We start from the raw sequence: 16,581 nt of genomic DNA, 5'->3' as shown, positions 1-16,581 counted from the left end.
ACCCGTTGAGTGATGGAATACTGTTTGCGCTCGGCGTGCGACATTAAGGAAATTGCCTGAAGATAGCGGACCACACGGGGTCAATGGTTCACTTCGGTCGTGCCGCGCTCTCCCCGTCGGGGACGGCGTATCCGGAGGCAGAAGGTCATGAGCCCGAACGCCGGCAACCGAGGGTGCGGTGTCGGCCGCAGCACGATCAACCACGAGGCCAAGGTACTCACTTCACGGTCCTCACTTGCTGAAGCCCCGGACGGGTTAGCCCCGGACGGGTTCAGCCCGTCCGGGGCCCCTGCGCTCGGACCGGTCCGAGCGCTCCCGAGCACTACGGGCCGACGTCGTTCACTGAGACTCGTCGACCAACCGGCGTGCGGCCACCTCCGCTCCGTCGGTGCGGAGTCGGCTACTCAGGGACTTCGCGCGCGCCCGGGTCTCGGGCGACAGAGCGGTCTTGAGCGCGATGCCCAGGGATTCGACGGTCGTGGTCGGAGCGTCGAGGGCCGCACCGAGGTCCAAGGCCGCCACCTGGCCTGCCCAGTAGGGGTTGTCCGACAGTTGGAGAGGTATCACCACTTGGGGCGTGCCCGCACGGGCCGCCGTCAGCGTCGTACCCGCGCCGCCGTGGTGGACCACAGCGGCCACCTTGCCGAACAGGTTCTGATGGTTGGCCTCGCCGATGGCGAAGCAGTCGTCCCCGTCGTCGACGAGATCCAGGTCCGCCCACCCGCGGGACACGAGCACGCGGTGCCCCTGTGCGCGGATCGCCTCGACGGCCATGACTCCGACGCCTTCGGCCGGGGACATGCTGCCGAAGCCGACGTAGACCGGTGGGGTGCCCGCGTCCAGGAACCTCGCCAGGTCCGCCGGGAGGGGCCGTTCGTCCGCGAGGGTCCACGCGCCTGACTGTGCGACGTCGAGCCCGGGGGTCTCCCGCCACGGTCCCAGGACAGGGTCCGCCGCCAACCACGGACGGTCGGTGAGGATGTGATCGCGCACGTTGTCCACCGGTGGCAGACCGATCACTGCCCGGTGGCTGTTGAGTGCCTCCCCGAACTGCGCGTTGACGTTCCGGGCGTCCGACTCCCACAGCGTCCGGTTGTCGGCGACCTCGGGCTCCGGCCAGCCCGGCCGCGGTGGTGGCGCGTGGTGCGGCGACGGCAGGTGGACCGCCGCATAACTCACGTACACGTAGGAGACACCCGCGGCCTCGGCCACGGATCGCGCGGCGACCTGCCCCAGACCTGCCGCCACCACCACGTCACATCCGTCGAACGCCGCAGGGAAGGCGTCGAACTGTGTCTCGACCAACTCGTTCCTGTAGCGGGCCAGGTCCTCTGCCGAGGGCAGGGTGTTGCCGCGCATCAACTCCCTGACAGGCGGCCCGACCGGCACCAGCCGCACTCCGATACCCGCGAGCCGCTCGGCGAACTCCTCGTCCGGCGGGGCGCACATCCGCACCTCCGCGCCGAGCGCCCGCAGCCGCACCGCGAGTGCCACCAGCGGTTCGACGTCGCCACGTGTCCCGTATGTAGACAACAGCACCCGCATTCAGCGTCCTCTTTCGTCGGGTCGTCCATGCGCTCAGGGAAGGGGAGGGCCGCCGCGCATCATCGCGCTTGGTCGCGTCGGTCAACTCGGCCGTCTCGCAACAGACTTCGGCCCTCGGGCGTTGCTGGAGCGGCCATCTCGGTGGCTACGGTGCGCGTGAGGCCGGAGGTTCGGCGTCGGCCGGCTCTGGGCAGTCTGTGCTTGGCGAGGTGTGCAAGGTCCCCCATCGTCCACACAACCGGAGTGTTACGCGATGCAGAGTCCGTCCACACCCGTACCTGATGTCTCGGTCATCCTGCCCTGCGCCGGATACGGAACACGTTTCGGGGCGCCCTACCCGAAGGAGTTGCACTGTCTGGCTCCTGGGGTCACGGTGCTGGACCGAAGCCTGGAAGCCGTCGTCGAGCTCGCCAAGAGCGGACTCAAGGTGCGCCTGGTCGTCGTGTTCGGAACACACAAGATGGACACCGTGAGTTATCTCCTTCGCTATGCCGACACCTTCCAGATGGTCTTCGTCCACCAGGACGAGTCGTTCGGACCCGGTCTCGACGGGGCGATCCGGGCCGCTCTGCCGATGACCCAGGGGCCGGTGGCCCTCGTGCTGCCCGACATCGTTGTCTCAGGGGCGGACACGCCTGGCAAACTCCTCGACGCCTTACGGCAGTTGGAGGTGGCGGGCTGGAGCGTAGTGGCCGCCGAGGAGGGGGATCACGACACGCTCCGCCAGATGGGCGCGTTGGCCGTCGCTGAGGCGGAAGGCGTTCTGACCGTGGGGGCGGCCACCGACAAGCCGACGGATCCCTCGGGCTTCAACGCGTTCTGGGGCATGGTGGCCGTCACCGAGAGCGAGGCGCACAAGCTGCCCGACGTCGTGGGCACAGGAGCGACCAACCCGTTGGCCGGAGCGGTCGCTCTCATGGTTGAGGAGATCGTCAACTACAACACCCCCGCGGGCTGACTCATCGCACGCCGACGCAGGCGCAGGCGCCTTCAAGCGCGGTCGGCACTGCGCACGCGCGACGTCCTTGGCGTCTTCATCGCGAAAGGACCGCGACCCCACCGGATTGGCGTCTGCCTCCCGGCGCTGGCGGCTGCTTGCCGCACCGCTCATGGGGCGGAGCCAGGGCATTGCGCCACTGCCCCGCAGGCTGGCACGGCGACGCGGCGACCCAGAATCACGAATCACGGGAAACGGACGGTCACGACGAGGCCGCCCGACCGGCCGGGCTCCGCCGTCGCCCCGGTTCCGTGGGCCTCGGCGATGGAGCGGACGATGGCGAGGCCCAGTCCGTGCCCCGTGGTGCCGACGCGGTCCTGGCCGAGGCGGCGGAACGGCTCGAAAAGGTCCGGCACCCGGTCGGCGGGCACCGGAGGCCCGGTGTTGGCCACGGTCAGCGTCCGGTCGTCGATCAACACCCGGACCCGGCCCCCGGGGTGGTTGTACTGAATGGCGTTGCGGACGAGGTTGGTCAGCAGGTGGCGCAGCAGCACAGGATCACCGAGGACGGTCAACGGCCGGTCTGCCGACACCTCCACGTCCACCTGCTCTCCCTCGGCCTGGGGGGCGAGCTCGGCCGCCACCAGCCGGGCCGCGGCCGACAGGTCCACGGTCTCGGTCTCGTCCAGGCCGCGGTCGCTGCGGGCGAGCAACAGCAGCGCGGTGATCAGCCGCTCGGCCTCACGGTTGGCGGTGAGCAAGTCCTCGCGTACGTCGGCGAGACCGTCTGGGAGGGGATCGGCGAGGCCGACCTCCAGGCTGGTGCGCTGGACCGCGAGTGGAGTCCTCAGCTCGTGGGAGGCGTTGGCGACGAAGCGCCGCTGGCTCTCGAACGACTTCTCCAGCCGGTCGAGCATGGTGTCGAACGTGTCGGCCAGGCGCTGGAGTTCGTCGTCGGGACCGGTGAGCGCCAGCCTCTGGTGCAGGTTCTGCTCGCTGATCCGACGGGTGGCCGCCGTCATCGCGGCGACCGGCCCGAGCGCCCGCCCGGCCAGCCACCGGCCGAGCAGTCCGGCCAGCACTGCCATGACGAGCAGCCCGACGGCCGACCAGAGGACCATCTGCCGCAGGGCGGTGTCCTGCACGGCCTGTACGGTCTGGTCCATCTGCCGGATCATGGCGAAGTCGTCGCGAGGCCCGACCAGCGGCGGAAGGGTCCCCTGGGGATCAGTCGGTTGCGCGCCCACTGTGGCGAAGCCGCCGCCGCTCGGCACCTCGCCCTTCGTGATCTCGATTCCCTTGACCTGCTGGGCCGTTCCGTAGCGTGCGAGCAGCACCACGAAGGCCAGCAGCGCCGCGCCCGCGAGCAGGAAGAGCAGGGAGAAGGCCGCGGTCAGCCGGGCACGGAACGGCATGCCCCGCAGCAGCGCCCGCGGGTTCAGTCGCACAGCCGGTATCCCTGACCCTTGTCGGCGGTGATGAGACCGGGGTCGCCCAGCTTGCGGCGCAGCCGGCTGACGACGGCCCGTACCACGCCGGTGCGCGGGTCGAGGTTCTCGTCCCAGAGGGTGCGTACGAGTTCGTCGTGCGGCACCGCCACCCCCTGTGCCTCCATCAGCAGCCGCAGGACCGCGAACTCCTTGGGTGTCAGTTCCAGCAGCCGACCCTCCACACACACCTCGTGCCGTGCCCGGTCCAGGGTGATGCCCTCGTGCCGCAGCGCCACCGGTGGCGACTTGGGCACACGGCGGCCGAGCGTCCGTATCCGGGCGACCAGTTCGGCGAAGTCGAAGGGCTTGGCCAGGTAGTCGTCGGCGCCGAGCGTCGTGAGCCCGTACACCTTGTCCGAGACCTCGCCGGCCGCGGTCAGCATCAGGATTCTTGGCGGGTCGGTGAGTTCGCGCAGCCGTCGGCAGACCTCGTCGCCCGTCATGACCGGCAGGTCGCGGTCGAGGATGAGCACGTCGTACTCGGTGAGCAGGCACATGCGCTCGGCCTCGTCGCCGGAGACGGCGAGATCGACGGCCATCGCCTGCCGACGCAGACCGGTGGCGATCGTACGGGCGAGAACACGATGGTCCTCGGCTACCAGAACTCTCATGCGCCCCATGAAACCCGGCGTGGCATTGCAGCGGAGTAAGGACGGTGGCCGCGGCGGCTCGTCCCCGCATCGCACGTACAGCGCTCTTACGTCCCTGTCACGCGCTTATCCCGCTGTACAGGGCGCCCTGCTTCTGTCGTGGCCATGAACTTCGTCAAGCGCGCCGGGCTGAGCCTGCGCGCCAGGAAAGTCAGGACCGCCGTCCTGCTGGGGATCTTCGTCGTCATCTGCACCCTGCTGCTGGGCGGCTTCCTGCTGCAGGGCGCCACCGCCCGTCAGGAGGCGGACGCACAGCGGACGATCGGCGTCGACGTGACGCTGAAGGGCAAGGCCCTCACCCCGGCGCTGGCGGACCGGCTCGGCTCGTCCCCGCAGGTCCACCGGTACAACCCGCGGCTCCCGATCGAGGCCGGGGCCTGCGGTATCGAGCCGCTGGAGTCCGACATCCCGAGGCCCCGCGGCAAGCGCGCCGGGACGAACATCCCGCGTCCCCTGGCACTGAACGGCGTCCGGGACTCGGGCCTGCTGCTGCCCTTCTCCTACGGCTCGAACAAGATCACAGCCGGGCGTGGGATCACCCCTGAGGACGCCGGCCGTCGGGTCGCCATGGTCGAGAAGCGGCTGGCCTCGAAGAACGGGCTCAAGGTGGGCGACACCATCCGTGCCCTGTCCGCCGGCGGCAAGAGCACCGTGCCGCTCACGGTCGTCGGGATCTACCGCGACTCGACGCCCGACCCGACGAGGTGGACGCCGCCGCACCTGCTGCCGGGCAACACGTTGTACGTACCGGTCCGCGCAGCTCAGCAACTGAGCTCCGGAGCCGCGGACTTGGCCGAGGCGGTCTTCAGGATCGGCTCCCCGGAACAGGCCGAGCAGCTGCATGCCGAGGCCCGGCGGCTCCTCGGCACGGGGTCGTTCGACTTCCGCGTCAACGACAAGGCGTACAAGGACCAGGTCCGTCCGATCCAGCGGGTCGGTACCTTCGCCAGGCTGATCGTCCAGCTCATCGCCGTGGCCGGGGCGCTCGTTCTCGGGCTCATCGTGATGCTGCAGATCCGGGAGCGCCGTGACGAACTCGGCATGCTGCTGTCGCTGGGCGAGAAGAAGTGGAAGCTCATCGGCCAGCACACGGTGGAAGTCGCCGCGGTCGCCCTGCCCGCGGTGGCCGTCGCCGCCCTGGCCGGTCAGATCGCCGCCCAGCAGGCGGGCGACGCACTGCTGGGCCACCAGGAGTCCGCTTCCCTGCCTCGGCCCCGTTCGCCGGACGCAGCGGACGACTCGCCCGAGATGCGCGTCCAGCCGTCCGATGTCGGCAAGGTCGCCGGTATCGGTCTCGGGATCTCCCTGGTCTCCACCGTCGTCCCCGGCATCGGAATTCTCCGCCTCCACCCCCGCTCCATCCTCACCGACAGCGAATAAGCACCGCACCCACACAGACCTGGAGAGCCGACCGACATGAACTTCGTCAAACGCGCGGGGCTGAGCCTGTGGTCCCGCAGGGGCAGGACCCTGCTCACCCTCTGCACCTTCCTCGTCATCTCCGTGATGGTGCTGGCCGGCGTACTGATCGCGGACGCGACGGCCCAGGCCAAGAACGAGGCCAAGCGCTCCGTGGGCGCGGAGGTCAACCTGGGGATGGACCTGAGCGGCCAGAACGCCGCCGGTGGTCTGGTGGCCCCTCAGATCGGCGCCGCGACGGTGGAGAAGCTGGGCGCGTCCACGCTGGTCCAGAAGTACAACTACTCCATGTTCGACCGGGGCGTCGTCAAGGGCGGCACCGAGCTGGTCACCGGGGGAGTGGACACCAAGGCGTCCGGCATGGGGCCCGACGGCACCCCGACCATCGGAGTCCTCGACACCGCACTCCTGCCCGACTTCCGCAGCGGCAAATTCCAACTCCTGTCCGGAGCGCACATCACCGCCGCCGACAAGGACAAGCACCTGCTGCTGATCGAGGAGAGGCTGGCCCGGAAGAACGGCCTCAAGACCGGCGACAAGATCACCCTGGGGGCCAACGAAGGCTCTGCCACAGCGGAGTTCACGGTGGCCGGGATCTTCCGCGACCCGCGTCCCAGCTCCGAACCCGAGCCCGAGTACTTCGTCGACCCGGCCAACATGCTCTACGCGTCCATCGGCGGTTTCGCCGGACTCAACGACACCAAGGACGCGTCCCTCCAGGTCAGGAACGCGACCTTCCTCCTCAAGGACGCCGGAGACCTGGAGCGGTTCAAGGAGGAGGCCGAGCGGAAAGCGGGGTCCGAGCTCGACGGCTTCAAACTGGACGCGAACGACAAGGCGATCCGGCAGATGACGGGCCCTCTGGACAGCATCGGTTCCAGCGCCACCCTCGCGATGTGGCTGATCGGCATCGCGGGCGCCGCCGTCCTCGTCCTCCTCGTCAACCTAGCGGTCAAGCAGCGCCGCAAGGAGTACGGCGTACTGCTGGCCATGGGCGAGAAGAAGTGGAAGCTCATCGCGCAGCAGGCCCTGGAGATCGTCGCGGTCGCGGCCCTCGCCATCGGCCTGAGCTCCCTGTTCACCCAGGGCCTGACCCAGAGCGCGAGCCGGTCGCTGCTCGGCGAAGAGGCCGCCGAAGCCCGGCACAAGCTCGAATCCTGGCAGCCCCCGGCTCCCGGCACCACCGGCATCGACCAGGGCATCGACCCGAACGACAAGCCGGTGGAGAACGCCGACCCCATCGACAGGATCGACATACGCCTCGACCCCGCGGCCCTCGCCACCGTGGGCGCCGTCGGCCTGGGCCTCGGCTTGCTCGCCACCGCCGTCCCGGCCGCCTCCGTAGTGCGGCTCAGCCCGCGGACCATCCTCACGAAGGGCAAGTGACAGCCACCATGACCATCGCTACCACCACCGCCACCGAACCCCCGCCCGTCCTCCGGCTCGACGGTGTCAGCCACACCTACATCGGCCAGCGCCGCCGGACCACCGTGCTCAAGAACATCGACTACAGCTTCCGGCGAGGCACCTTCTACACGGTCCTGGGCCCCTCGGGCAGCGGCAAGACCACCCTGCTCAGCCTCGCGAGTGGCCTCGACGCACCCACCCGGGGCACCATCAGCTTCAACGGCGAGGATCTGACACGGCTGGGCCTCGGCCGCTACCGCAACAAGCACGCTGCCACGATCTTCCAGCACTACAACCTGCTCACCTACATGACCGCCCTTCAGAACGTCACCACAGCCATGGAGATCACCGGTGTGAAGCCGGGCATTGGTGGCCGCAGGGCGCGCGCACTGGAACTCCTGGAGCGGGTCGGCCTGGACAAACACATGGCGACGCGCAACGTCATGCGGCTCTCCGGCGGCCAGCAGCAGCGAGTCGCCATCACCCGCGCCCTGGCCTGCGACGTCGACATCCTCTTCGCCGACGAACCCACCGGAAACCTCGACGAGGACACCGCACAGGGCATCATCGACACCTTCCGCGAACTTGCCCACGAACAGGACAAGTGCGTGGTGGTCGTCACCCACTCCCAGCGCCTGGCATCCCAGTCGGATCGCGTACTCACCCTGCGCAAGGGCAAGTTGACGGAGTGACTCCGGACGGCTCGCTCGCCCTACGCGGCTACTCCGGAAGCTCCAGCATGGGTTCACCGCAGGACTGGCATTCGGCGAAGACATCGAGATCGTTGAGTATCTCGGCGTACTCGGGGTGACCCTTGAGGGCGGCCGCGGCGGCGAGCAGATAGCGAGTGGTGATCTGGTCGTGCTCCGCCGTGGCCAACGTGTCGGCCAGCAGGGTCATGGCCTCGGGGAGGGCCTGACGGTAGGCGTCCGCGATGTCGTCGGGCAGGTCGGCCGGAGTCTCGCCGAGGTCACCGGAGCACATCGCCACGAGGCCGACGACGTACAGGTAGTCGTCCCGCTTGGCCGGAGGAAGCCCGCGCGCGATCGTGACGATGTACGGCACGGCCGCGTAGGCGGCCGGCCAGGCGGTGCCCTCGGAACACAGGTACGGCCAAAGGTCGTTGAAGTGCCCGCCGTTCATGGGGTCGGCCATCAGATGGCGCAACTCGTCCGGAACGAAAGGGGCGTCGGGCGCACTGCCCTGGCCCTTGGACCAACCCCGGTGGTCGAGGGCGGGCCAGCGCGGGTCGTCCAAAGGCATCATGGGCGGAAGTGTAGGTGGACCGGACCGATCGTCGGCGGGAGGTCCTGACGTATCTCTCGGCGGAGATCGGCTCTCACGGCGGAGATCGGCAGGGAACTGACCGCTTCCGCAGAGCCGACCCCACCTAGAGAGAAGCGAGCAGCCCGTAGAGGAGCGGGATGCGCGGTGCGCTGTCCGGCAGCCGCCACCAGCCGGAAGGAGTGCGGATCATCTGCGGGAAGCGCGGCCAGGGGAGTTCCTCGCTCTCGCGGAGCCGGACGATACGCAGACCGGCTGCGGCCAGTGCGTTGATCACCTCGTCCAGGCCGTGCCTCCACTCGAAGCTCTCCGTCGCGCCGTCGACGGCCGGGCCGTCGGTGTACGTGTGGGTGGAGTTGCCGCGGATGGCGCCGCGCCCCTGGAGATAGTCGTGGCGCAGCAGAAGGTCAGGGCCCTCGTCGGGGGCGGGCCTGGGACCGAGGGCGTTGAGCAGGGGGTGGAACTCGACGAGGTACAGCCGTCCACCCGGCTTGAGGAGACGGGCGACTACCTCCGCCCAGCGGTCCAGATCCGGCAGGTAGCACAGCGCCCCCTTGCCGGTGTAGACCACGTCGAAGCGTCGGTCGCCGAGCGCGTCCACCGCGTCGTACACATTGGCGCGTACGTAGTCGACGGCGCAGTTCGCCTTCGCCGCGAGGTCCCGGGCCGCCGCCACCGACGCCCCGGAGATGTCGAGCCCGACCGTGCGCGCTCCGCGCCTCGCGAACGCGAGGGTCTCCGTGCCCAGATGGCACTGCAGATGCGCGACCTCCCGCCCCGCCAACTCGCCGAGGTCCTCCCACTCGAAGGGAGCGAACCAGCGGAACGGATCGGGTTGCTCCTCGACGTCGTAGAAACGGCTGGCCAGGTGTACGGGAGTGCGCGCGTCCCAGTTCGCCCGGTTGGCCTGCATCATCTCCCGGACCGCGGGATCGAAGCGCTCGGCAGCCTCAGTCATGAAGCCATCCAACCGTGAAATCCGTTCCTGCCGAAGCATCTCAGTGGATCTCGACGAGCCCTTTCGTGAACTCCCCTCGTACGCACCCCGAAAGAAGTTGCCTGGCGACCGATGAGTTGTCGGGCGGGCCGTGGTCTACCCCTGCGAAAGGCATCAACACCCAACAACGAAGCAGGAGTCAGTGCCATGAGCGCAACCACGCCCCAGACCCGTCCCGCCACCTCGTCCCTGTCCTCCGCCCGGTCCGCTCGGTCCACCGGGTCCGCTCGGTCCGCGCGGCTGCTCGACACGCGCCCCGTGTGGCTGGTCGGCGTACTCGCCACGCTCGCCGGTGCCGTCGTGACCGAGGCGTTCGGGCTCATCGCCCGAGGCGTCGGAGTGCCGATGGAGGCGGCCAGTCCCGGCGCCACGGAAGCGGCGGAGATCCCAGTGGGCGGCTTCTTCGGAGGTGTGCTGTTCTGGTCGGTCGTCGGCATCGTCCTCGCGGTGGCCCTGGCCCGCTGGGCGAAGCGGCCCGCTCGCACCTTCGTGGTGACGACCGTCGTGCTCACCGCGTTGTCCATGGCCGGTCCGGCGGTGGCCCCGCACACCGCGACCTCCACCCAGGTCGTCCTGGCGGTGTCCCATCTGGTCGCGGCCGCTGTGATCATTCCCGTGGTGGCGCGCCGGCTCTCCCACCGGCGCCCGTGACCCGCGTCGGAAGACGTGCAGCAGCTGTGGCGGCCGGCCCATGTGGGCCGGCCGCCATTGATGTCATGTGGTGCCGGCGGTGTGTCATGGTGCAGCCCCGGGTGGTCTCCCCCCGAGGTGGCGACGGCTACGCGATCAGGCGCAGAGGACGCGGGTCTCGGGCGTGTAGACCGGACCGCCGCTGGTGTTCGCACTGTCGCTGAACTCCGCGTAGAAGTACGAGTAGAAGCCGATGTTCCCGTTGCAGCCGGAGTCGGCGGCGACCTGCAGGGTGAGGGTTACGGTCCGGCTCTGACCGGGCGGGATGGTGGCACCGTAGTTGGTACCGAGGTTGGTGGGTCCGGTGCCGGCACACGGAACGCTGCCGGCTGCCGTGGCCAGGCTGCAACCGGTGAAGCCGTACTTGAGGTCGGGCCGTTGGGTGGTCAGCCAGGTCGGCTCGATCGTCTGGTAGATGAACCAGACCCTGGATTTCTTCCGCCTGCTGCAGGACGGCACCTCGCTGACCCTGCGCCACTTCGTCTACGCCGACGGCAACGGAAGCCGTGACGCCGCCGACATCGGGGCGCTGCTCGGCCTGGCCTCGCAGGGCAGGCTCCGGGTCGAGTTAGGCCACCGCGGCGACTGGAGCAGCGCCGACCCGGTGCTGCGAGAAATGTCCGCCGGCCGCCTGCGCGGCAAGGCGGTCCTGAGCGCCGCTTGACCTGACCTGACCCGAGCCGAGCCGAGCCGGGACGAAGTCCGCCCGGCCAGCCAACCCGCGCCCCCTCCGCCACACCGGCCTATGGCTGGATTCGCCGATGCCCTCTTCCCCGCCTCTAGGCCAAGCGGTACTCCTTGCCGAGATGCGGGGCGGCCCCAGGCAGGGAAGGGACACTGCGATGACTCATGCGCGGCGCTACGTCCAAGAGGACCTGAGAAATGCCGCCCCCGGCGATCCGGCCGTCGACGGCCAGGCGGAGATGACCTCGTTCGACGAGGTGTACGACCAGCCGGACCCCAGACACTTCTTCCGCGTCCTGGGCCACTGGGACTATCAGACGCCTCGTCACGCGCAGGGGCTTTTCCGGCGCTTGGCCGCCGCCCGCACGCGAACCGCCCGCGCCGCCGCCCCGGTCACCGTGCTGGACATCTGCTGCTCGTACGGCATCAACGCGGCCCTTCTCAACCACAACCTCACCCTGGAAGACCTGTACGCCCACTACACGTCCCCGCAGGCCGCTGCGCTGACCACGGCGGAGCTGATCGAGTGGGACCGCGCCTACTACGCATCCCACCGACGTCCCGACGCGCACCGGGTGATTGGACTCGACATCGCTGCGAACGCCATCTCCTACGCTCTCGCCGCCGGTCTGCTGGACGAAGGCTTCACCGAGAACCTCGAAGCGGCTCCGCCCACCCCCGCTCTCCTGCGTGCCGCGCAGCCAACCCTCCTGGTCACCGTCACGGGCGGAGCGAGCTTCCTGTCCCCGCGCACCTTTCAACCGCTCCTCGCCGCCGCTCACGAACCGGTGTGGATCGCGTCCTTGGTTCTGCGTACCGGCTCCTACCGCCACATCGAGGACGGGCTGACCCCGTACGGCCTCATCACCGAGAAAGCGGCAATTCCGACCTATCCGCAACGCCGCTTCACGAGCGAGCACGAGCAGCGGTACGCGATCACCGAGGTGACCGCCGCCGGCGAGGATCCCCGGGGCAAGGAGACCGACGGCTACTTCCACACCGCACTGCACCTCTCACGACCCGCGAAAGACGCCGCAGCCCTTCCGCTCACCACTCTTACGAAGGACGACCGGCGCCCTGAGAGCGTCATTGAGCGCGACAGCTTCAGAGGTTGAAAGACAGGCTCAGACCGACACCCGGGCCGAGGCCGTGGCGTGCTCGGTGTCCCGCGTCATGCGCCACAACGCCGCCGAGAGCCACATCAGAATGGCGCCGACCAGGATGTGCAGCCCGCTCGTGAGCAGGCTGTCGGACAGGCCCGTGAGGAACGCGAACAGCGGCAGCACTACCGCGTAGCCCCAGGCCGGAATCCTCGGAAACACCCGGGCGCGGATCATCGCCGCCCCGAACAGCGCACAGCCCACGGCGAACACGGCCGCACTGCCGATGAGGGCGGGGATCGTCGGGCCGGTCAGGACCTCGTCGATGACGTCGTCGTCGAAGTAGAACAGCACCAGGTTCGAGGCGAACGCGGCAGAGCCGAACAGGCCGAGACCGATGAGGTTCACGATGTGCGCCACCTCTGCGAAGCGGCCGGTGGCCGGGCGCTGTCGCAGTTGCAGTGCGGTGAGCAGAGGAAGGGCGAGCGCGGGGGAGACGGCGAGCGGGACGCTGGTCGCGGTGGTCTCCCCGGTGAACGCCTCGACCAGCGCGGGCAGGGCGATCAGCAGACCCGACAGCGCTCCGCACAGGGCGCCGACGCGAGATGCCGATGAGGTTGTGGGTGGGGTGACGGGTGAAGTGAGGGGCGAGGACATGAGGCCAACTCCAGTTGCTCCGACGGCTCTGACAGTGGGACAGGCCGCAACCGTAGAGAGCCGCCGATCAGCGGCAGGAGGTGCAGAACGGGGACATCGACGGCCGGAAGTCACCATCTCCCGCGCGCCGTCCAGCCGTTCGGCACGTGTCGTTCGGCCCGAACCGTTCGGAGTTTCCGCGGCGCCGCTGCTGGGCCGCCCAGTCCGGCCTAGCCTGACGGCATCGGGTGAGGACGGCGAGGGAGTGTTCATGGTGGCGGCGTACGGGCCCGTGCGGTGGGTGCCACCGCTGCTGTACGGCGCCGTGCTCGTGGGCGGTCTGTACTACGCGGCGGCCGGACTGGGCGACGGCCCAGGCCCGTCGGTGTGGCGGACGGTCGGCTTCGTCGCCGTGATCGGGGCGCTGTTCGCCCTGGAAGTCGCGGGGCACCGCCGTCCCACGGCCCGGTTGCCGCTGCTGCTCGCGCGCTGCGCCCTGATCGTCGCTGCGGTGGTCCTCGACGCCTCGGATCTGGCCCAAGTGTTGTTCGTGCTGCTGCCGTTCACCGCCTACTTCGCCTTCGGCCGTACGACCGCGCTTGCGCTGGGCGCGCTCTGCCTGGCCGGGCTGCTCACCTTGTACGTGCTGACCGCTCCCGGCTGGTACCGCGACCTGGAGCACGTCTCCGACCTGCTGATGCTCACCGTCGGCCTGGTGCTGGCGCTCTCGATGGCTGCCGTGGCCGTCGGCGAACAGCGTGCCCGGCGCGAACTGGAGGACTATGCGGCGCAGGTTGCCGAACTGTCTGCCGCCACCGAACGCAACCGGCTGGCCCGGGACATCCACGACAGCCTCGGTCACCATCTCACTGCGATGTCCGTGCAGTTGGAGATGGCCTCCGACTTCAGGGCTTTGGACCCCGACGCGGCCCAGCGGGCGCTGAACGAGGCGAGGCGCTCGGTGAAGCTCGCGCTCGGCGACGTACGGCAGTCGGTCCGGGCGCTGCGCGGCGAGGCGGCGTACCCCACGCTCTCGGCCGCGCTCGCCGGCCTGGTCCACGGCGGTGAGGCCCGGCCGGTGGTCACCGTCGAGGTGACGGGCGACGAGGACGGCCTCGGCGCGGCCGAACTGACCGCCTTGTACCGGGCCGCACAGGAGGCGGTGACCAACGCGCGCCGCCATGCGCGGGCCACGCGGGTGACGGTGGCGGTCCTGCTGGCCGAGGACACCGCGCGGCTGGTGGTGACCGACGACGGCCGTGGCTTCGTACCGGACGCGGCCGTCAGCGGGTTCGGGCTCCTCGGGATGAGGGAACGGGTGCACCTGGTGGCGGGGAACGTGGACATCGACAGCGGCCCGGATGCCGGAACCCGGCTTACGGTGACCGTGCCGTGCGGGAAGACCACGCGGGGATGAGCATGTACGAACGTGGGCGGAGATGACCATGGACGACCAGGAGCCGGCGCCGCCGGTCCGGGTGCTGGTGGTCGACGACCAGCGGCTCATCCGCGACGGCATCGCCTCGCTGCTCGCCATCCGGCCGGGCATCGAGGTCGTCGGTACGGCCGTGGACGGGCGGGATGCCGTGGCGAAGACACTCGAACTGGGCCCGGACGTCGTGCTCATGGACGTCCGGATGCCGGAGATGGACGGGATCGAGGCGGTCGCCGTGCTGCGCGGCCGGGCCCCGGAGTGCAGGGTGGTCATGCTGACGACGTTCGAGGACGAGGAGTACGTCGTGCAGGCGCTGCGGGCCGGCGCCCACGGCTACCTGCTGAAGGATCTGCCGGCCGAGGAACTCGCCCACGCGGTACGCCTGGCGCACGCGGGCGTCACCCAGCTCGACTCGTCCGTCGCCCGCCACCTCACCGCCTCCCTGCCTGCTCCCGCCCCTGTCGCCAAGCCCGCCGAGACCACTGCCGCCGTTCTGAGCCCGCGCGAGACGGACATCCTGCGGCTCGTGGCCCAGGGCCACACCAACCGGGAGATCGCCGCGCGGCTCTACCTCAGCGAGGGCACGGTCAAGAACCACGTGTCCCGCATCCTCACCCGCCTCGCCCTGCGCGACCGTACCCAGGCGGCCCTGCGCGCCCGGGACCTCGGTTTGCTGTGAGACCCGCGCGCCGTCGTCGAGAGAGCCGCGCACGCCGGCGTTTCAAGTGGCCGCCGCCCGCCGCACTGTTGCGGTTCACCACCAGCGGGCACGAATCAGACATGTATTGCTGCCTCTCCGCTCCCCACGGTGGCCTGCGATCCGCCGCACTCCTCGCCCCCGCCCTGCTCCGAGCCCTCCACGCCGCCGCCCGCCGCGGCACGACACAGATACGCCACCCCCGCGACCCGGATGCCGTGTCCGCCGTCAACCTGGAACTGGTCACTCTCACCGAGGACCTGGCCGTCATCACCTGGTACACCGGCGTGACCGGCAGCGACGACGGATTCGGCCACCTGCTCCCCGCGGTGACCGAGGGTGAAGTCGTCTACGGCACCCACCCCGCCCGGCTGAACCGCACCGCCTCCGAAGGCCGCCGCACCGCCCACCACTACGTGGAACTGACCGATCTGGAACCCGGCCAGACGTACTACTACCAGGCCCGCTCCCGGGGTTCGGCGGCCACACCCACACCGCTGCACCTCGTGAAGGGCAACGCCGTCGGAACCTCGCCGCACGGGTTCGGCTCGCGCGGCGGCCCGTACTCCTTCACGACGCCCCAGCCTCCGCCGGGCCGTCATCTGAGGACGATCGCTCTCTGCAACGACCTGCACCTGGGGGAGACGACGGCCGGTCTGGTGGCCGGAGTCCCGTTGATGCGGGGCGTCTCGCAGCGGCTCGGCCTCGCCCCGTATCCGGAAATCATGGGCCGGGCGCTGGTCGATGAAGCACGTCGGCGTGGAGCCGACCATCTGCTGGCCGCAGGTGACATCTCGGCCGGCGGCGCGCCACGCGATCTGGCCGGGGCCAGGCAGATCCTGGACGGCTTCGGCACGCACGGACAGGACTACTTCGTCGTCCGCGGGAACCACGACCGGCCCAGACCGAAGAACGGCCACGCCTCGTCCGGCGACAGCTTCCTGGACGAATTCCCCGGTGGCGACGGACCCGCGTACTTCGCACGCGATCTCGGCGGGCTACGGATCGTCGGACTGGACACCTACGAGAAGCGGGGCAACGGCAGCGACTCGGGCGGACTCTCGCCCGACCAACTGGCCTGGTTCCGGGACCGGTTGAGGGAGAACAGGGACCAGCCGACCATGGTCTTCGGACACCACCCGCTGACCGTACGCAACTCACTGTTCCCCGTGATGAGCGGGCAGCGCCTCAACCGCCGCCAGGCCCGCGCGATCCTCGACGCCTACTCCGTCGCTCCCGGTGTCTTCCTCCACCACGCCGGTCACACCCACCGCAACAAGCGCACCGTCCTCCCACAAGCGCGGCACGTCACGCTGCAGGAGGTCAGCGCCGTGAAGGAGTACCCGGGCGGCTTCTGCCTGCTCCGGATCCACACGGGCGGCTACGCCCTCAACTACTACAAGACCAGCAGCGGACCGGCCCGGGAGTGGAGCGAGCGCAGCCGACGCGTGGCCGCGGGCCTGTGGCCCCAGCACGCCCTCGGCCGCTCGGTCTGCGACCGCAACAGCGTCACCAGCCGCGACCTCTCGGGCATCACCCCGGCCGCGTCGCGTGCCGCGGTCCGTGGAGCCGCCTAGGCGTCCGAAAGAGGTAAGACCCTCGACCTGGTC

16 protein-coding genes and 1 pseudogene are annotated in these 16,581 nt (G+C 69.7%); 10 read left to right on the top strand and 7 right to left on the bottom strand.

Features of this window, described 5'->3' with window-relative positions:
• Positions 1–339: 339 nt before the first annotated feature.
• Positions 340–1,545: a glycosyltransferase gene (locus ACN20J_RS03665; RefSeq protein ID WP_190231236.1), complete on the bottom strand. Its 1,206-nt coding sequence runs from the start codon at positions 1,543–1,545 to the stop codon at positions 340–342.
• A 253-nt stretch (positions 1,546–1,798) separates the two neighbouring features.
• Here ACN20J_RS03665 and ACN20J_RS03660 point away from each other — a divergent pair, with 253 nt between their 5' ends.
• The gene (locus ACN20J_RS03660) at positions 1,799–2,503 is read left to right on the top strand and encodes an NTP transferase domain-containing protein (protein ID WP_190231235.1); all 705 of its coding nucleotides are present in this window, start codon (positions 1,799–1,801) and stop codon (positions 2,501–2,503) included.
• 224 nt (positions 2,504–2,727) lie between these two features.
• On the opposite strand, the gene ACN20J_RS03655 is transcribed toward ACN20J_RS03660, so the two are convergent.
• Entirely contained in the window at positions 2,728–3,930 is a 1,203-nt protein-coding gene (locus ACN20J_RS03655) for a sensor histidine kinase (protein WP_419665198.1), read from the bottom strand.
• A complete protein-coding gene (locus ACN20J_RS03650) occupies positions 3,921–4,583 on the bottom strand; it encodes a response regulator transcription factor (protein ID WP_190231233.1) in 663 nt (220 codons plus the stop codon). Before ACN20J_RS03650 ends, ACN20J_RS03655 begins: the two co-directional genes overlap by 10 nt.
• A gap of 144 nt (positions 4,584–4,727) precedes the next feature.
• Between ACN20J_RS03650 and ACN20J_RS03645 the strand changes: the two genes are divergently transcribed.
• The 3 genes from ACN20J_RS03645 to ACN20J_RS03635 are packed head-to-tail and all read left to right on the top strand — an operon-like array spanning position 4,728 to position 8,140.
• Entirely contained in the window at positions 4,728–6,002 is a 1,275-nt protein-coding gene (locus ACN20J_RS03645; protein ID WP_190231232.1) for an ABC transporter permease, read from the top strand.
• 36 nt (positions 6,003–6,038) lie between these two features.
• The gene (locus ACN20J_RS03640) at positions 6,039–7,427 is read left to right on the top strand and encodes an ABC transporter permease (RefSeq protein ID WP_190231231.1); all 1,389 of its coding nucleotides are present in this window, start codon (positions 6,039–6,041) and stop codon (positions 7,425–7,427) included.
• An 8-nt stretch (positions 7,428–7,435) separates the two neighbouring features.
• Positions 7,436–8,140: an ABC transporter ATP-binding protein gene (locus tag ACN20J_RS03635; protein ID WP_419665197.1), complete on the top strand. Its 705-nt coding sequence runs from the start codon at positions 7,436–7,438 to the stop codon at positions 8,138–8,140.
• A 28-nt stretch (positions 8,141–8,168) separates the two neighbouring features.
• Here ACN20J_RS03635 and ACN20J_RS03630 read toward each other — a convergent pair whose 3' ends face one another.
• Together ACN20J_RS03630 and ACN20J_RS03625 are read right to left on the bottom strand one after the other, a co-directional pair.
• Positions 8,169–8,714: a hypothetical protein gene (locus tag ACN20J_RS03630; protein WP_361901506.1), complete on the bottom strand. Its 546-nt coding sequence runs from the start codon at positions 8,712–8,714 to the stop codon at positions 8,169–8,171.
• A gap of 124 nt (positions 8,715–8,838) precedes the next feature.
• Complete coding sequence (locus ACN20J_RS03625; protein WP_419665196.1) at positions 8,839–9,690, bottom strand: class I SAM-dependent methyltransferase; 852 nt, start codon at positions 9,688–9,690, stop codon at positions 8,839–8,841.
• Positions 9,691–9,876: 186 nt separating this feature from the next.
• On the opposite strand from ACN20J_RS03625, the gene ACN20J_RS03620 reads away from it, so the two are divergent.
• Positions 9,877–10,380, top strand: a complete 504-nt coding sequence (locus ACN20J_RS03620; protein ID WP_419665195.1) for a DUF6069 family protein — start codon at positions 9,877–9,879, stop codon at positions 10,378–10,380.
• A 135-nt stretch (positions 10,381–10,515) separates the two neighbouring features.
• Here ACN20J_RS03620 and ACN20J_RS03615 read toward each other — a convergent pair.
• Positions 10,516–10,845: pseudogene (locus tag ACN20J_RS03615) on the bottom strand (hypothetical protein); the annotation flags it as partial.
• Between ACN20J_RS03615 and ACN20J_RS03610 the strand changes: the two are divergent.
• Positions 10,835–11,083 (top strand): hypothetical protein, encoded by a 249-nt coding sequence (locus ACN20J_RS03610; RefSeq protein ID WP_419665194.1) that lies wholly within the window; start codon positions 10,835–10,837, stop codon positions 11,081–11,083. The pseudogene ACN20J_RS03615 and the gene ACN20J_RS03610 sit on opposite strands and share 11 nt — an antisense overlap.
• 178 nt (positions 11,084–11,261) lie before the next feature.
• Positions 11,262–12,218 carry a hypothetical protein gene (locus ACN20J_RS03605; RefSeq protein WP_419665193.1) on the top strand — a complete coding sequence of 319 codons (957 nt, stop codon included), beginning with the start codon at positions 11,262–11,264 and terminating at the stop codon, positions 12,216–12,218.
• 9 nt (positions 12,219–12,227) lie between these two features.
• Here the strand turns inward: ACN20J_RS03605 and ACN20J_RS03600 are convergent, their stop codons facing one another.
• Positions 12,228–12,860 carry a hypothetical protein gene (locus ACN20J_RS03600; RefSeq protein ID WP_189841857.1) on the bottom strand — a complete coding sequence of 211 codons (633 nt, stop codon included), beginning with the start codon at positions 12,858–12,860 and terminating at the stop codon, positions 12,228–12,230.
• Between the two features lie 250 nt (positions 12,861–13,110).
• Here ACN20J_RS03600 and ACN20J_RS03595 point away from each other — a divergent pair, with 250 nt between their 5' ends.
• The 3 genes from ACN20J_RS03595 (at position 13,111) to ACN20J_RS03585 (ending at position 16,548) form a co-directional block, all read left to right on the top strand.
• Positions 13,111–14,256, top strand: a complete 1,146-nt coding sequence (locus ACN20J_RS03595) for a sensor histidine kinase (protein WP_190231225.1) — start codon at positions 13,111–13,113, stop codon at positions 14,254–14,256.
• A 28-nt stretch (positions 14,257–14,284) separates the two neighbouring features.
• Entirely contained in the window at positions 14,285–14,953 is a 669-nt protein-coding gene (locus tag ACN20J_RS03590) for a response regulator (protein ID WP_190231224.1), read from the top strand.
• Positions 14,954–15,054: 101 nt separating this feature from the next.
• The gene (locus ACN20J_RS03585; RefSeq protein ID WP_419665192.1) at positions 15,055–16,548 is read left to right on the top strand and encodes a metallophosphoesterase; all 1,494 of its coding nucleotides are present in this window, start codon (positions 15,055–15,057) and stop codon (positions 16,546–16,548) included.
• The last annotated feature ends 33 nt before the right edge of the window (positions 16,549–16,581 follow it).

Origin of the sequence: Streptomyces sp. 2-1, assembly GCF_048564895.1 — a bacterium.
Taxonomy (GTDB): domain Bacteria; phylum Actinomycetota; class Actinomycetes; order Streptomycetales; family Streptomycetaceae; genus Streptomyces; species Streptomyces phaeochromogenes.
This window is presented reverse-complemented; position numbering and strand designations above follow the sequence as displayed.

Excerpts from the sequence above, each read along its gene's own strand:
- ACN20J_RS03665 (WP_190231236.1), bottom strand. The coding sequence starts at position 1,545 with ATGCGGGTGCTGTTGTCTACATACGGGACACGTGGCGACGTCGAACCG.
- ACN20J_RS03660 (WP_190231235.1), top strand. The coding sequence starts at position 1,799 with ATGCAGAGTCCGTCCACACCCGTACCTGATGTCTCGGTCATCCTGCCC.
- ACN20J_RS03650 (WP_190231233.1), bottom strand. The coding sequence starts at position 4,583 with ATGAGAGTTCTGGTAGCCGAGGACCATCGTGTTCTCGCCCGTACGATC.
- ACN20J_RS03645 (WP_190231232.1), top strand. The coding sequence starts at position 4,728 with ATGAACTTCGTCAAGCGCGCCGGGCTGAGCCTGCGCGCCAGGAAAGTC.
- ACN20J_RS03640 (WP_190231231.1), top strand. The coding sequence starts at position 6,039 with ATGAACTTCGTCAAACGCGCGGGGCTGAGCCTGTGGTCCCGCAGGGGC.
- ACN20J_RS03635 (WP_419665197.1), top strand. The coding sequence starts at position 7,436 with ATGACCATCGCTACCACCACCGCCACCGAACCCCCGCCCGTCCTCCGG.
- ACN20J_RS03630 (WP_361901506.1), bottom strand. The coding sequence starts at position 8,714 with ATGATGCCTTTGGACGACCCGCGCTGGCCCGCCCTCGACCACCGGGGT.
- ACN20J_RS03625 (WP_419665196.1), bottom strand. The coding sequence starts at position 9,690 with ATGACTGAGGCTGCCGAGCGCTTCGATCCCGCGGTCCGGGAGATGATG.
- ACN20J_RS03620 (WP_419665195.1), top strand. The coding sequence starts at position 9,877 with ATGAGCGCAACCACGCCCCAGACCCGTCCCGCCACCTCGTCCCTGTCC.
- ACN20J_RS03610 (WP_419665194.1), top strand. The coding sequence starts at position 10,835 with ATGAACCAGACCCTGGATTTCTTCCGCCTGCTGCAGGACGGCACCTCG.
- ACN20J_RS03605 (WP_419665193.1), top strand. The coding sequence starts at position 11,262 with ATGACTCATGCGCGGCGCTACGTCCAAGAGGACCTGAGAAATGCCGCC.
- ACN20J_RS03600 (WP_189841857.1), bottom strand. The coding sequence starts at position 12,860 with ATGTCCTCGCCCCTCACTTCACCCGTCACCCCACCCACAACCTCATCG.
- ACN20J_RS03595 (WP_190231225.1), top strand. The coding sequence starts at position 13,111 with ATGGTGGCGGCGTACGGGCCCGTGCGGTGGGTGCCACCGCTGCTGTAC.
- ACN20J_RS03590 (WP_190231224.1), top strand. The coding sequence starts at position 14,285 with ATGGACGACCAGGAGCCGGCGCCGCCGGTCCGGGTGCTGGTGGTCGAC.
- ACN20J_RS03585 (WP_419665192.1), top strand. The coding sequence starts at position 15,055 with ATGTATTGCTGCCTCTCCGCTCCCCACGGTGGCCTGCGATCCGCCGCA.